10 protein-coding genes are annotated in these 14,171 nt (G+C 64.0%); 4 read left to right on the forward strand and 6 right to left on the reverse strand.

Features of this window, described 5'->3' with window-relative positions; genetic code table 11:
* Nucleotides 1-365 precede the first annotated feature (365 nt).
* Complete coding sequence (locus tag BI49514_RS08510) at nt 366-1,382, forward strand: epimerase (protein WP_101546072.1); 1,017 nt, start codon at nt 366-368, stop codon at nt 1,380-1,382.
* Nucleotides 1,383-1,454: 72 nt separating this feature from the next.
* On the opposite strand, the gene trhO is transcribed toward BI49514_RS08510, so the two are convergent.
* Nucleotides 1,455-2,366, reverse strand: a complete 912-nt coding sequence (trhO, locus tag BI49514_RS08515; protein ID WP_101546074.1) for an oxygen-dependent tRNA uridine(34) hydroxylase TrhO — start codon at nt 2,364-2,366, stop codon at nt 1,455-1,457.
* Nucleotides 2,367-2,597: 231 nt separating this feature from the next.
* On the opposite strand from trhO, the gene purL reads away from it, so the two are divergent.
* Nucleotides 2,598-4,982: a phosphoribosylformylglycinamidine synthase subunit PurL gene (purL, locus tag BI49514_RS08520; RefSeq protein ID WP_101546076.1), complete on the forward strand. Its 2,385-nt coding sequence runs from the start codon at nt 2,598-2,600 to the stop codon at nt 4,980-4,982.
* A 131-nt stretch (nt 4,983-5,113) separates the two neighbouring features.
* On the opposite strand, the gene BI49514_RS08525 is transcribed toward purL, so the two are convergent.
* On the reverse strand, nt 5,114-5,659 hold the full coding sequence (locus BI49514_RS08525) for a hypothetical protein (RefSeq protein ID WP_101546078.1): 546 nt from the start codon (nt 5,657-5,659) through the stop codon (nt 5,114-5,116).
* 86 nt (nt 5,660-5,745) lie between these two features.
* Between BI49514_RS08525 and BI49514_RS08530 the strand changes: the two genes are divergently transcribed.
* Nucleotides 5,746-6,324, forward strand: coding sequence for a TetR/AcrR family transcriptional regulator (locus tag BI49514_RS08530; protein ID WP_101546080.1), 579 nt, complete (start codon nt 5,746-5,748; stop codon nt 6,322-6,324).
* Here the strand turns inward: BI49514_RS08530 and BI49514_RS08535 are convergent.
* A complete protein-coding gene (locus tag BI49514_RS08535) occupies nt 6,318-7,064 on the reverse strand; it encodes a hypothetical protein (RefSeq protein WP_101546082.1) in 747 nt (248 codons plus the stop codon). The two genes, BI49514_RS08530 and BI49514_RS08535, sit on opposite strands and share 7 nt — an antisense overlap.
* Nucleotides 7,065-7,211: 147 nt before the next feature.
* Here BI49514_RS08535 and BI49514_RS08540 point away from each other — a divergent pair, with 147 nt between their 5' ends.
* The gene (locus BI49514_RS08540; RefSeq protein WP_101546084.1) at nt 7,212-8,441 is read left to right on the forward strand and encodes a cobalamin-independent methionine synthase II family protein; all 1,230 of its coding nucleotides are present in this window, start codon (nt 7,212-7,214) and stop codon (nt 8,439-8,441) included.
* Nucleotides 8,442-8,526: 85 nt separating this feature from the next.
* Here the strand turns inward: BI49514_RS08540 and BI49514_RS08545 are convergent, their stop codons facing one another.
* From BI49514_RS08545 to BI49514_RS08555, 3 genes are all read right to left on the reverse strand, one after another.
* Nucleotides 8,527-9,927 (reverse strand): TIGR01777 family oxidoreductase, encoded by a 1,401-nt coding sequence (locus tag BI49514_RS08545; RefSeq protein ID WP_101546086.1) that lies wholly within the window; start codon nt 9,925-9,927, stop codon nt 8,527-8,529.
* A 240-nt stretch (nt 9,928-10,167) separates the two neighbouring features.
* Nucleotides 10,168-11,772, reverse strand: coding sequence for a choline-sulfatase (gene betC / locus BI49514_RS08550; RefSeq protein WP_101546088.1), 1,605 nt, complete (start codon nt 11,770-11,772; stop codon nt 10,168-10,170).
* Nucleotides 11,769-13,979: a BCCT family transporter gene (locus BI49514_RS08555; protein ID WP_208634966.1), complete on the reverse strand. Its 2,211-nt coding sequence runs from the start codon at nt 13,977-13,979 to the stop codon at nt 11,769-11,771. The genes betC and BI49514_RS08555 overlap by 4 nt, the downstream gene beginning before the upstream one ends.
* Nucleotides 13,980-14,171: the final 192 nt, after the last annotated feature.

Genomic DNA, 14,171 nt, shown 5'->3' on the forward strand with positions numbered 1-14,171 from the left:
AGAAAATAAAATGTTCTGGCATCACAACTTGTTCAAACAAACACGCTATTGGATTCTCAAACCACAAACACACACCCATCACCACACCACACAAATACGCAGCATGTTCACTGGGGGTATCAGTTTCATTTTGTGTTACCCACCCGGTGCCCTGACCCTTGGATCAAACCGTGTTTGTCCTGGTCAGACCCGGTGGAAACTTTGTCTCAGTGACCGTGTTTCCGGCGGGGCAACGAGATATAACTCTAGACCACCCCATCCACACCGTGCAAATCCAAAACCGACTTTCTCCACGTGACACCCACCACACAGCCCTCCGTGCCGCATCAACAGCCCCGCCAGTGCGGGGTGCTAACGTCCTGAGTATGAGCACGGAACCCACAGACACATCGCTGAGACGCGCCCAGGCCCCGATCGCCGTCGTCGCCGGAGCATCGGGGTTCCTCGGCGGAGAGGTGCTCGATGCGCTCAGCGCTTGGGGGTACGCGACGCGGACGATCGGCCGCTCCCCAGTCTCCGCCGACGCCACCTGGGACCGTCCCGACCGAATCGCCGAACTCATCGACGGTACCGACCTGCTCATCAACCTCGCCGGCCGCAGCGTCGGATGTCGGTACACGGATGCCAATCGACAGGCCATCTGGGATTCCCGAGTCGATACGACCCGCGCTCTCAATACGGCAGTGGCAGCCGCCTCGGTGCCGCCGCGTCTGTGGATCAACTCGAGCACGGCCACCATCTACCGTCATGCGATGGACCGACCGCAGACCGAGGAGAACGGCGACATCGGCGAAGGGTTCTCAGTCGACATCGCCAAAGCCTGGGAGAAGGAGTTCTTCGCCGGGGACCTGCCCGCGACCAGACGAGTCGCGCTGCGGATGGCGATCGTCCTCGGTGACGGCGCGGCGTTGAACATGTTGGCCACCGCAGCCAGACTCGGCGCGGGAGGAGCTCAGCATGAAGGGCGCTGGTTCCCGCACCGGCGCTATCGCGGGATCGGCCCGGCGGCTTCCGGGCCGACGGTCTGGCGAGGGCACCCGCCGACTCACGGACGACAGCGGTTCAGCTGGGTCCATATCGACGACGTGCTTCGGGCAATCCGGTTCATCGACGAACATGACGAGCTCAGTGGTCCGATCAACGTCTCGAACCCACAGGTCGCGGACAATCGCTCACTGATGAAAGCGCTGCGCAAGGCAGTGCGTATGCCCGTGGGGATTCCTGCACCTAGGTGGCTGCTCGAGATCGGGATGACCGTCCTGCGTCAGGAGTCGGAACTCGTGCTCAAGAGTCGGTGGGTGCTGCCGGCACGACTCGAAGCGGCCGGGTTCGACTTCAAGTGGACCGACATCGAGGCGGCGACGAAGCACCTGCTGCGCTGAAGTGCAGGTACTGCTCTCCCCCGTCTCCGGAAAACGCCTCCCCGGTTTCCGAGGAACGGCAGGATCACACGCTCAGCCGACGGACGCCTCGGCGGAGATTCCCTGCTCGACGCAGTCGGCGCAATAGGGCTGCAGACCCCTGTCCGTGCAATCGGCGCACCGCAGGTACTGTCTGCGGCACTCGAGGTTCGCACAGTTGACGAACTCCGGCGTCTTCCTGTCGCAGGACACGCAATGCCCGATGGATTCGACATTGTCACCGAACTCGACGTGCATGCGCTTGTCGAAGACGTACAGCGAACCGTCCCAGTAGCCGGAGCTGCCGAAGGTCTCGCCGTAGCGGACGATGCCGCCGTCGAGCTGATAGACCTCTTCGAACCCGCGGTTCTTCATGAGCACGGACAGGACCTCGCAGCGGATTCCGCCGGTGCAGTAGGTGACGACGGGCTTGTCCTTGAGGTCGTCGTATTTGCCGGATTCGATCTCGGCGATGAAGTCACGCGTGGTGTCGGTGTCGGGAACGATCGCGTCCCGGAACTTCCCGATCTGCGCCTCCATCGCATTGCGGCCGTCGAAGAAGACGACCTCTTCGCCGCGTTCGTCGAGGAGTTTGTGCAGGGCTCCGGGCTTGAGATGCTGGCCGCCGCCTTGGACTCCGTCTTCGGTGACCGTGACCTCATCAGGAGTGCCGAAGGTGACGAGTTCCTCGCGGACCTTCACGCTCAGTCGCGGGAAGTCATCGCCCTGACCGTTCGACCATTTGATGTCCGCGCCTTTGAACGGGGCGTAGGACTTCGTTGCCCGCACGTACTGCTTCACCCCGAAGATGTCCCCGCCGACTGTGGCGTTGATCCCGTCCTTCGACACGATGATCCGCCCCTTGAGCCCGAGACTCTCGGCCAGGGTGTGCTGCCACAGCTTGACCGCTTCGGGATCGGGCAGCGGGGTGAAGACGTAGAACAGGACGATTTTCGGGGTTGCCATATCCCCCATTCTAAGACGGCGCACGCCAGCGACCTCACCGAGGCGGCCCACCGTGCCGAGCCCCATCATCCGACGGGCCGAGGTCGCGCCATTCGCCGAGGCGGCCCACCGGAACGCTCGCCCAGCACTCACCGAGGCGGTCCGCCCGTGGACGCGCTTCGCCCCCGCGGTGAGGACACGGCTAAGATTGGCCGTGAGTGCCGTGTCGTATGAAAGGGCCCCGAAGAGGACATGACGTCTAACCTCAGCTCTGCGGATTCCACGCAGGTCGATTCCCCGCAGAATGCATCGAAGAAGGTCAAGGAGACGGTCGAGTTCGCAGCGGCGAACCCCGACGTCGAGCAGCCTTTCGCCGATCTCGGTCTCACGGCCGACGAATACGAGAAGATCAAGGCGATCCTCGGACGTCGCCCCACCTCGGCGGAATTGGCCATGTATTCGGTGATGTGGTCCGAGCACTGCTCGTACAAGTCCTCGAAGGTCCACCTGTCCAAGTTCGGTGACAAGGTCACCGAGGACATGAAGAAGCACCTGCTCGTGGGCATCGGCGAGAACGCCGGCGTCGTCGACATCGGGAACGGCTGGGCGGTGACCTTCAAGGTCGAATCGCACAACCACCCCAGCTACGTCGAACCCCACCAGGGTGCGGCCACGGGAGTCGGCGGCATCGTGCGCGACATCATCTCCATGGGTGCGCGCCCGGTCGCCGTGATGGATCAGCTGCGGTTCGGAGCCATCGACCATCCGGACACCGCCCGCGTCGTCCACGGCGTGGTCGCCGGCATCAGCAACTACGGCAATTCCCTGGGCCTGCCGAACATCGGCGGCGAGACCGTCTTCGATTCCGTCTATCAGGGAAATCCGCTGGTCAACGCCCTGGCCGTGGGTGTCATGCGGCATGAGGACATTCGTCTGGCCAACGCCTCGGGACTGGGCAACAAGGTCGTGCTCTTCGGTGCGCGCACCGGTGGCGACGGCATCGGCGGGGCTTCGATCCTCGCTTCCGAGTCCTTCGACGATTCGAAACCCTCGAAGCGCCCCGCCGTGCAGGTCGGCGACCCGTTCGCCGAGAAGGTGCTCATCGAATGCTGCCTCGAGCTCTTCGACGCCGGAGTCGTCGAAGGCATTCAGGACCTCGGCGCTGCAGGCATCTCCTGTGCGACCTCGGAACTGGCCTCCAACGGTGACGGCGGAATGCACATCGCGCTCGACGATGTGCTGCTGCGCGATGAGACCCTCACCCCTGAGGAGATTCTCATGTCGGAGTCGCAGGAGCGGATGATGGCCGTCGTCCGTCCCGACCGCCTCGACGAATTCTTGCGCATCGTCGGCAAATGGGAGGTCGAGACCTCTGTGCTCGGCGAGGTCACTGATTCCGATCGTCTCGTCATCGAATGGCACGGCGACGTCATCGTCGATGTGCCCCCGCGCTCGGTCGCCCACGACGGACCCGTGTACAACCGTCCGTTCACCGCACCGTCATGGACCGCCGAGGTGGCTGCGAACACCGTTGAGGCCGCTGGTTTGGCGAAACCCGAGTCCGATGATGAGCTGCGGTCGACGATGCTGCAGCTCTCGGGGTCGCCGAACCTCGCCTCGAAGTCGTGGATCACCTCGCAGTACGACAAGTACGTCCAGGGCAATACCGCACTGGCATACCCGGATGATGCCGGTGTCGTCCGCGTCGACGAGGAGTCCGGTCTCGGCGTGGCCATCGCCACCGACGCCAACGGCCGCTACAGCTTCCTCGACCCGGCGCGCGGTGCCCAGTTGGCTCTGGCCGAGGCCTACCGCAATGTCTCGACCTCAGGTGCCATTCCGCGTGCGGTCACCGACTGCCTGAACTTCGGATCGCCCGAGGATCCGGAGATCATGTGGCAGTTCGCGCAGGCCGTCGAAGGCCTCGCCGACGCTTGCCAGGACATGGGAATCCCGGTCACCGGCGGCAATGTGTCCCTGTACAACCAGACCGGCGGAGTGGCCATCCACCCGACTCCGGTCGTCGGTGTGCTCGGTGTCTTCGACGACGTCACCCGCGCCACCCCGAGTGGGTGGCAGGAACCGGGCCAGACCATCTATCTGCTCGGCACCACCGACGCGGAGCTCGACGGATCGGCGTGGGCCGACGTCACGGCCGACCACCTCGGCGGGGTTCCTCCGCAGTACAAGCCGGCGGCGGAGAAAGAACTCGGCGAGATCCTCATCAACTGCTCGCGCGACGGCATGATCGATGCCGCGCACGATCTGTCAGAGGGCGGACTGTCGCAGGCGCTCGTCGAATCGTCGCTGCGCTATGGCATGGGTGCCCGGATCTGGCTCGACGAGGTCTGCGAGCGTGACGGCGTCGACGTGTTCACCGCACTGTTCTCCGAGTCGACGGCTCGCGCGATCGTTGCCGTGCCGCGCTCGGAAGAGGTCCGCTTCAAGGACATGTGCACGGCACGCCGGTTCCCGTTCGTGCGCATCGGCATGACCGATGCCGGTGACGGAGCTCCTGCGCTCGAGGTCGTCGACCACTTCTCGATCGGACTCGACGAACTCGGCCAGTCCCACGAGGGTACGCTGGCTGATCGCTTCGGCGGCAGCGTCGCGGCGGTGACCGAAACCGCGGTCTGAGCCACGACCGGCGAGGACTGACATGAGACGGCCTCTCGGCCTCGACAAGACCAGCTGCGGTTGGTCCTCTCGAGGCCGAGAGGCCGTTTCGCTGTCGCGCTGTGTCCGAATCGCCCCGGTGGGCGTGACGGTCACGAAAGCGAGTCGGCAGACTTTTCACCTTGGCGCTTGCTGCGGCGCCAGCGGTCGCGCAGCGGTCCGATTACGCCCCAGGCGAGAGCAGTGAAGACGGCGACGATCGCCCAATAGATCAGCCAGAAGGAATCAGCCAAGCCCGCGATCGCGAACCCCACGACCAGCAGCGCGATGGAGATCGTCGAAGCGGTCAGGCAGCGCAGCCAGTACTCGAGACTGGTGCGGGTCGGCACGGCAGGCAGTTCAGCTTCGTTGAGATCCATATGGCGACGGGCGAACCGACGGTCGACGCGGGCGATGGCCTCCGGACCGAAGACGACGGAGAAGCCGACGTAGAACGCGGCCATACCGTGGCTGAAGTCCGATGCCGCTCCCCTGTTCAGATCGATGTAAGTCAGGACGATGATGACGATGTCGATGAGCGGGGTGGATACGAGGAGAACCGTCGAAACCGTTCTCCAGTGCAGCAGATACCTCGCGCATACTCCGGCGAGCAGAAAGATCCAGAACAGCACTTCACCGGCGATGATGAACAACAGCATCGAGCGACACACCCATTTGAATCGGTGACATACTTTTCTCGCTCGACTGTACCAAAATAGAGTTCGAGGAGGAGAGGAGGAACAGGATGCCGAAAGTCGTGGACCATGACCAGCGCCGCGCCGACATCGGGTGGGCAGTGGCACGGCTCATCGCGACCGAGGGGATCCAGGCCGTGTCGGTTCGCGCAGTCGCCGCCGAATCGGGGTATCAGCCCTCGACCCTGCGGCACTATTTCCCTCTGGCAGACGAGATGACAGCGCATGCTCTAGCCCTCATCAGTCGGCGGCAGCAGCAACGACTGTCGGCGAAGAGATGGCCGGAGGACCCACGTCTGGCAATTCGCGAAGCTTGGTGCGAAGCTCTGCCACTCGATGACGATCGCCGTCTCGAGGCACACGTCTGGTTGGCCTCCAGCATCACCGCGCGATCGGTTTCAGCACGACAGGCACTGGGGTCGATCAACGAAGGACTCGACAGGCTCTGCGCCAACACCATCGAGGTCTATACCGGGCGGGTCGGCGATGCCTCGGCCCGTACAGCTCTTCGCGCCTTCACCGACGGACTCGCTCTGAACGGAATCGTCGATCCGGAACGCTTCACCCCGTCCGTCGTCGAATCGAGCCTAGATCTCTATCTCGACCAGCTGCAGCGACCTGATCAGTAAGCAGGCTGTGCTGGCGCCGGGGCAGTCCTGCCGTTGGCACGGGCGAGCAGGTGGAAGAGTCCGAGGCTCGCAAAGATGAGCGCAAGCCACACGGCTTGAACGAGGACTACGATCATGACGCCGGTCGTGGCGTTTTCGGCCAGTGGTTTGGCAACCGTCATGTTGAGGACGGCGAGGATCGCACCGATGACGACTGCGATGACGAGGATCCACCACCGACGATTGCGGGCGATGCTCCACCCGCAGAATACCGTGGCCAGGAAGAACGCATTGAGCACGCCTTGGATGATGTTCATGGTGAGCAGTGAGCTGCCGTCTTCCGTCCCGACCGAAGTGAGAAGGATCCCTGTCAGGGGCGTGAGGATCAGCAGGGCTGCGCATCCGAGGAAGAAGATTCCGGCACCGATGAGTCGCCGCGCCCAGCTGGTGTTCTTCACCAGCAGGATGGCTGCAGTGCCGAGAACCAGCCGCAGACATGCGCAGATGATCGATCCGAGACTGAAGAGAACAACTGCGCTCGTGCCACCTGTCGTCGCCAGCGGCGTCAGCACCAGGACGGGCAGCATGCCGATGATGAGGGCCGCCCAGAACAGCGAGCGCGCGAGCCATCCGGGATGCTGCGATTCCTGCGCTTTGCGGGGTGCCAGTGCATGCGGTGGGGCCGACGGGTAAGGCGGCGATCCTGCCGCCGGCTGACTCTGCCAAGGGCCGTTGCTGTGACTGCTCTGTCCGTAGCTCATGGTCCTACCCTACGATTCGACCGCCGACATACGTGACCCAAGATGACAGCGAACACACATGCGCAGTCACGAATGTGATTGCCTGAAGGGGACTGCTGCGGCACAACCGTCGCGGCCACACCGCACAATCAACCAGAGGAGCCAACCATGGCAACGATTCGCACATCCCACGCGGGATCCTTACCCCGCACTCCCGAACTCATCGAAGCCAACAAGGTCAAACAGGCGCAGAACACCGCCCGTCTGGCCGGTGAGTCCGTGTCGCAGGAACAGGAGCAGGAATTCGACGAGCTCCTCGCCGCCAGCGTGACCGACCTCGTCAAACGTCAGAAGAATCTGGGCATCTCGCTGCCCAACGACGGCGAATACGGACACGCCATGGCCGCCGAGTTCGACTACGGGGCCTGGTGGCACTACTCGTTCGCCCGCACCGGCGGACTCGAACTCCACGACATCGACCTCTGGGAGATCCCGGCGAACCGTTCGACGCCGGGCAATATCGTGCTCACGAGCATGCCTGACCGTCGCGACCGCAATCTCTTCCCGAACGTCTACACGGACCCGAAGGCCGGAACCGACACCGGGCAGCAGCCCCAGTTCCCGAAGGCCACCGGCCCGATCAGCTACATCGGCCAGGACCAGGTCAACCGCGATGTCGCGAACCTCAAGGCCGGTCTGGCCGCCGCAGGCTACGACGAGCGCGCCGGCTACATCAACGCCCTGTCGCCCGGTTCGGCCTCCCGCATCGCCAACGAGTACTACTCAAGCGATGAGGAGTTCATCTGGGCGTGGGCCGATGTGCTGCGGGAGGAATATCTCGCCATCACCGAGGCGGGGCTGACCGTCCAGATCGACGATCCGTCCCTCGCGGAGAACTTCGACCAGATCAACCCGGAACCGTCCTTCGATGACTACCGCGCGTTCATCCAGGTCCGCATCGATGCACTCAACCATGCGCTGCGCGGAATCGACCCGGCGCAGGTGCGCGTGCACACCTGTTGGGGCTCGTGGCACGGACCGCACGTCACCGACCTGCCGTTCGTCGAGATCGTCGACCAGGTGCTTTCGATCAACGCCGCAGGCATCACTTTCGAAGCCGCGAACGTCCGCCACGAACACGAATGGCGGATCTGGGAAGAGAAGAAGCTGCCCGAGGGCAAGTACATCATCCCAGGAATCGTCTCTCATTCGACCAATGTCGTCGAGCATCCCGAGCTCGTCGCCGAACGCATCGGCCGGTTCGCCAAGCTCGTCGGACCCGAGAACGTCGTCGCCTCCACCGACTGCGGCCTGGGCGGCCGCGTCCACCCGGACATCGCCGTCGCGAAGCTGCAGTCCCTGACCGAAGGTGCGGAGATCGCCTCGAAGCGCTTCTGACCCAGCACTGCAGAAACAGATAGCAACAGCAGAAACACCGGTCCCCTCCGCTCGGCTCACATGCCGAACGGAGGGGACTTCTGTATCACGCCCCGCCGCCGAGCTCCTCATCGAAGCAGTCGCTCAAAGTCGGGTGGGCGAACTGGTATCCGGTCTCCTGCAGCTTCTCCGGCACCACTCTCTGATCCGCCAACGCGAGCTCCTTCGCCCCGTCACGTCCGAGCATGATCTCCGTGATGAAACCGGGCGTCGGGATCCACGCGGGCCTGCGCAGGTGACCGGCGAGAGCCTCGGCGAATTCCGCCTGCGTGACGAGCTCCGGGGCAACGGCATTGACCGGCCCACGCACGTAGTCATAGAGGACGGCGTGCACATACGACCGTGCAACATCGTCCAGGGAGATCCACGCCAAGGCCTGCTCCCCGCTGCCCAAGCGACCGCCGGCGCCGGCGAGGAACAGCGGCGCCTGCAGTTTGAGCAGACCACCCAAGGTGCTCAGGACGACTCCGGTTCGAATCGACACTCGTCTGATCCCGGCATCCTCGACACCGGCCGCAGTCTCCTCCCATTTCTGGCATACCTCGGCGAGGAATCCCTCACCGGCCGGTCCGGATTCGTCGACGGGTTCGTCTGCTTTCGCCCCGTAATAGCCGACCGCGGAGGCGCAGACGAAGACGGACGGACGTTTCGCCTCGGGCAGACCGCGCATCGTTTCGACGAGCAGCCTCGTCGAGTCGATGCGCGACGACCAGATCTCATCCTTCGCGTGCTTGGTGAACCGAGTGGCGATTGGTCGTCCGCCGAGGTGGACCACCGCATCCGCCCATGCGAGATCCCGTGGGTTGAGGATTCCCAGATCCGGATTCCAGTGCACCTCGTACTCAAATTTCGGAGTTTCGCGGACGAGGAGCCGCACGAAATGACCGGCAGTGGAGAACACGGCAGCGACCTGGCGCCCGATCATTCCGCTGCCGCCGGCGATGAGGATGTGCTTGCCCTTCTTCCGCGTCAGCAGGGGCGCGTTCGTGGATTCGAGGAAGTCGATGTCCATGAGCATCCGCTTGCGGCGGGCGTCGAAGGTGGCCTCAAGGTAGTGAGTGAGCCCCCGGTCGATGACGTCGAAGCCCTGCGGAGCCATGGAGAATTCGATGTGGTCGTCGATCTTCGTCCCGCCGGCGACCGAGGTGAACTCGTGCGTGTGCTTCCACTGGCTCAGCGGACCCTTCTTCAGCTCATCGACGAAGGAGAAACGCGACGGCCCCTCCGAGTGCACGGAGCTGAATGGTCGTCGCACGAGACCGTAGGTGCCGGGCACGCTCGTCTTCACCTGCGCCACCGAGCCCGGGGCGATCGGAGGATAGCTCTCTTCAACGATCTCCTGCGCCCAGTGAGGCGAGAGCCGGGTCAGCGCTCCCGGCCGAGCATGCCAATCGAATGTGGTCTCCGCGCCGAGCGGAACTTCAGATGTCGACTCAAAGATGGTCATGGCATCCCTCCTACCTCGAATGATGCCACCGGTTTCTGAGAATGTGATCCGCAACTCACCTAAGTCCACATGAATTGTTCTCGCCGAGGCGGCTCACCCTCCCAGCCGACCTGCCGGGGCCGCCCGGCGGAGTCCGCATTCCGCTTCCGCGGGTTAGAAGTGTGGGCGCCCTGATCGAAATCAGGACGCCCACACTTTGAACCAGCGAGTGCAGCGCGATCCGCTGCAGAAGCCGACGAGTCAGTCGGCGGTTGGGATCTTGCCGAAGCGGAACGCCGACCAGAAGTCACCGCGCACATAGCCGTGCTCGGGCTCCGGATCGAAGTCCCAATGGCGGACCCGGCCGACCTTGAGCGCATCGGCGACGAGCTGACGGCTGCGTTGCGACGCGAGCACATGCTCCTCGAGGTGCTCGAGGTCGTAGCGGGATTCGAGCTCGGCGCGCATCTTCTCCAGCCTTCTGGCGAAGGCCGGGTCTTCGGCGCGGTTGGTCAGCTCGTCCGGGTCGTTGGCGAGGTCGAACAGGAGCACCGGATCCCCAGGGCACAGCGTGAGTTTGAGATCGCCTCGGACCAGAGTGACCTGCGGCTTGTACGTGCCCTCGGCGAAGTATTCGATGACGACATCCCGGTTCTCAGACCCGAGTTCGCCGGCATTCTCCCGCCGCGCAGTCTCCAGCAGGGACGTTCCGACCAGTCCTACCTCGATCTCCGAGACGGGCTCGGAGTCCGCACGACGCACCGGCAGAAGCTTCGCCAACTTGGATTTCGCGTCCTCCGGCTTCGGTCCCTGGGCGATCTCCACCAGTGTCGGCGCAAGGTCGACGAGGCTGACGGGGTTCGCATACCGGCCGGGGGTGACGACCTCGGCGGGTCCGTTGATGATGAGCGGCACCCGGGAGGACTGCTCGTAGGGGGACATCTTGAACCACAGCCCCTTCTCCCCCAACATGTCGCCGTGGTCGCTCGTGACGATGATGACCGTATTGTCGGCCAGGTCGAGCTCCTCGAGCTTGCGCCGAATCGCCCCGACGTGATCGTCGATGTAGTTCACGGCCGCATAGTAGGCCCGGCGGGCCCGACGCACGTCCTCGATTCCGGGTTCGCGCTCATCGAAGCCGCACATCGTGCGCAGACGGTGGCTGTGCGGATCCACGGCCGGGTCGGGAACCTCGGGGTGGGCTGGGTCCGGGATGGCCACCTCGGCGAATCGGTCCCAGTTGGCCTTCGGCGGCTCATACGGGTCGTGCGGGTGGATGAACGAAGTGACCATGAGGAACGGCTGATCGGACCCGGCGGCCTGGTTCGCGCGCTTGCGGTCGTTGAGGTGGCGCAGGGTCTTGAAGATCACCTCGTCGTCGAAGTCCTGCTGGACGTTCGCGGTCGCGGCACCGGCGGTGAACACCGGATCGGCTTCGTGGTACCACTGCAGCTTCTGCTCCAGGGGACGCTTCCAGTCCGGGACCATATCGAGGTCGGCCGGGTACACATCCGTGGTCAGCCGCTCCTCGAATCCATGGTGCTGATCAGGGCCGATGAAGTGCATCCGCCCGATCAGCGCAGTGTGGTACCCGAGCTTGCGCAGTCGGTGCGCGAACGTCGGCACGGAGGCTGCGAAGTCATCGCCGTTGTCGAGGACATCGATGTCCGAAGGCATCCGCCCGGTCATCATCGACGCCCGCGACGGCGAGCACAGCGGAGTGTTGCAGTACGCGCGGTCGAACACGGCACCGTCGGCCGCCAGAGCATCCATGTTCGGCGTCAGCGCGGCCGCATCCCCATAGGCGCCCAGGGCCTGGGCGGCCATCTGATCGGCTTGGATGACGATGATGTTCGGGGCGATCATGAGCGGTCCTCTCTGCTGTCGGGGCCGGAGTCTGCTTCGGAATCGGTCGCTGAATCCGGGTCGGATTCGCTCGCCGAGGCGGTCCCGGAATCCGCATCGGTCGGGGAGGCGGCTGCCACCTCGGCGGCAGCGGACTCCTCAGTCGATGCGGAGTCTGCGGGGTTCGCGGAATCGTCGTCCGCTGTCCACCCGTCGGCCCATTCGCCGGTCTCGTAGTCGAAGCCGACGGGATCACCGTTCTCGTCCGTGCGCTGGTACCAGTCGGTGTAGTCCCCGTGCTCGGAGTCGATTCCGCCGTTCGCACCGTCACCGGGGTCGGTGGGCACGACCTGCAGGGCGAAGTCGTCACCGAAGGCATCGGCACCAGCGACCACGGCGTTGTCGACCGCGTTGAGCGCGTACTGACGGCGCAGGGCCAGCGGATCCGTGCGCAGCTCCTTGAACCAGGCGACGATGATGAAGAGCATGACGAGAGCAAACGGCACCGCGGTGACGATGACGAGCTGTTGGAGTCCCTCGAGTGCGCTGGCGTCGCCGAGGAGGAGCATCACCACGGCGATTCCGGACATCACCAGACCCCAGAACACGACGACCCACTTCTTCGGCTCCTGATCGCCGCGGCTGGTGAGCATGCCCATGACCACCGAGGCGGAGTCCGCGGAGGTGATGAAGAAGATCGCCAGGACGATGATGACGACGAACGGCAGCCATTCGACATAGGGCAGATTGTCGATGAGGGTGAAGAACACTTCGGGGGCCTCCATGCTGTCGGTGAAGCCCGATGCTCCGGACCTGTACATCCAGATCGAGGTTCCGCCCATGATTCCGTAGGCGACGAAGAGCAGAGTCGAGGGGATGAAGATCGTGCCGAGGATGAACTGGCGGATCGAACGGCCGCGGGAGATGCGAGCGATGAAGGTGCCGACGAACGGCGACCAGGAGATCCACCACGCCCAGTAGTAGACGGTCCACAGGGACTGGAATTCCTGGGTCTCGGCGCCCCAGGACAGGGACCGGCCCATCATGTCGAACATCGAACCGAGATATTCCATGAACGCCGAAGGCAGCAGGTTGAGCAGGTAGAGGGTGGGTCCGAGGAACAGCACGAGCGCGACGATGCCGACGGTCAGCACGATGTTGATCGACGACAGGTAGCGGATTCCGCGCGATACGCCGGAGACCGCGGAGATGATGAAGCCGAGGGTGAGGACGAGGATGATGACGACGAGCATATTGTTCGTCATCGGTCCCGCACCGGCGACGATGCTGACACCGGTGCCGATCTGCATGGCCGCGATGCCCAGGGCTGCGGCCGTGCCGAAGAGAGTGGCGACGATCGCGAAGATGTCGACGACCTTTCCGGCGAATCCCTCGGTCTGGCGTTTGCCGAACAGAGTCTGGAAGATCGAAGACAGCAGCAGCGAACGACCGCGACGATAGGCGGCATAGGCGATGGCACCGCCGACGAGCGCGTACATCGCCCAGGCGTGGAAGCCCCAGTGGAAATAGGTCTGCGCCATCGACCCGTGGAGCGCCTCGGTCGTCTCCGGATCATTCGTCAGCGGAGGCGGCGAGATGAAGTAGGTCAGGGGCTCGGAGGGCCCGAAGAAGAGGACGCCGATGCCGATGCCCGCCGCGAAGAGCATAGCGACCCAGGAGAAGGTGCTGAATTCTGCCTTCTCCCCATCCTTGCCCAAGGGGATCTTGCCGTAGGAGGAGAACGCGAGGATGAGCAGGGAGACGAGGATGATGATCGCGACGAGGTTGAACAGCCATCCGACGTTGAGCGTCGCCCAGTCATACGCCGCCTGAGCGACGCTGGCGACGCTGGACGGACTGGAGATCCCCCAGATGACGAAGGCGACGGTGAGGCCGCCGGCGATGGCGAAGATGATCTTGTCCAGCGAGTACTTGCGCCGCTGTTCGTCGATGGCGATTCCAGGCACGAGGATGGGATGGGTGTCGTGCGGATAATGTCCGTGCGTATCTTCGAGATCGGCCTTCACGGGGCCGCGCGGGCGGCGGTAGTCGAACTGGCCGAGGTTGCGTCCGGTCTCGCGCCCCACGCGTTTGGCATCGTCCCGCACCCTGCGGGCATCGGCCATGATCCGTTCGCGAGGTGCACGGCGAGCCGCCTCGGTGGTGGCAGCGGGCTGCTGGTCCGGTCCCGGATCCTGTTCATCGTTACGGGTGGGGTCATCTGTCATGTGTCGGTTCACACTCTTTCGATTGTTGCGGAAACTGCCGTAATCGATCGGTGCCGTGCACGGAGGCAAACGCATCATGGCCCGATGGCGTGAACGCACATCGGGTACTCGTCGGAAATCAGGTGATGCGACCGGCCGGCGGTCGTCGATCAGGCAGGAGGTCTGCGGATCGGCGATCAGTGACTAGGGCTC

The sequence above is a fragment of the Brevibacterium iodinum ATCC 49514 genome (genome assembly GCF_900169265.1).
GTDB classification, from domain to species: Bacteria; Actinomycetota; Actinomycetes; order Actinomycetales; family Brevibacteriaceae; genus Brevibacterium; species Brevibacterium iodinum.

Excerpts from the sequence above, each read along its gene's own strand:
- BI49514_RS08510 (WP_101546072.1), top strand. The coding sequence starts at position 366 with ATGAGCACGGAACCCACAGACACATCGCTGAGACGCGCCCAGGCCCCG.
- trhO (WP_101546074.1), bottom strand. The coding sequence starts at position 2,366 with ATGGCAACCCCGAAAATCGTCCTGTTCTACGTCTTCACCCCGCTGCCC.
- purL (WP_101546076.1), top strand. The coding sequence starts at position 2,598 with ATGACGTCTAACCTCAGCTCTGCGGATTCCACGCAGGTCGATTCCCCG.
- BI49514_RS08525 (WP_101546078.1), bottom strand. The coding sequence starts at position 5,659 with ATGCTGTTGTTCATCATCGCCGGTGAAGTGCTGTTCTGGATCTTTCTG.
- BI49514_RS08530 (WP_101546080.1), top strand. The coding sequence starts at position 5,746 with ATGCCGAAAGTCGTGGACCATGACCAGCGCCGCGCCGACATCGGGTGG.
- BI49514_RS08535 (WP_101546082.1), bottom strand. The coding sequence starts at position 7,064 with ATGAGCTACGGACAGAGCAGTCACAGCAACGGCCCTTGGCAGAGTCAG.
- BI49514_RS08540 (WP_101546084.1), top strand. The coding sequence starts at position 7,212 with ATGGCAACGATTCGCACATCCCACGCGGGATCCTTACCCCGCACTCCC.
- BI49514_RS08545 (WP_101546086.1), bottom strand. The coding sequence starts at position 9,927 with ATGACCATCTTTGAGTCGACATCTGAAGTTCCGCTCGGCGCGGAGACC.
- betC (WP_101546088.1), bottom strand. The coding sequence starts at position 11,772 with ATGATCGCCCCGAACATCATCGTCATCCAAGCCGATCAGATGGCCGCC.
- BI49514_RS08555 (WP_208634966.1), bottom strand. The coding sequence starts at position 13,979 with ATGACAGATGACCCCACCCGTAACGATGAACAGGATCCGGGACCGGAC.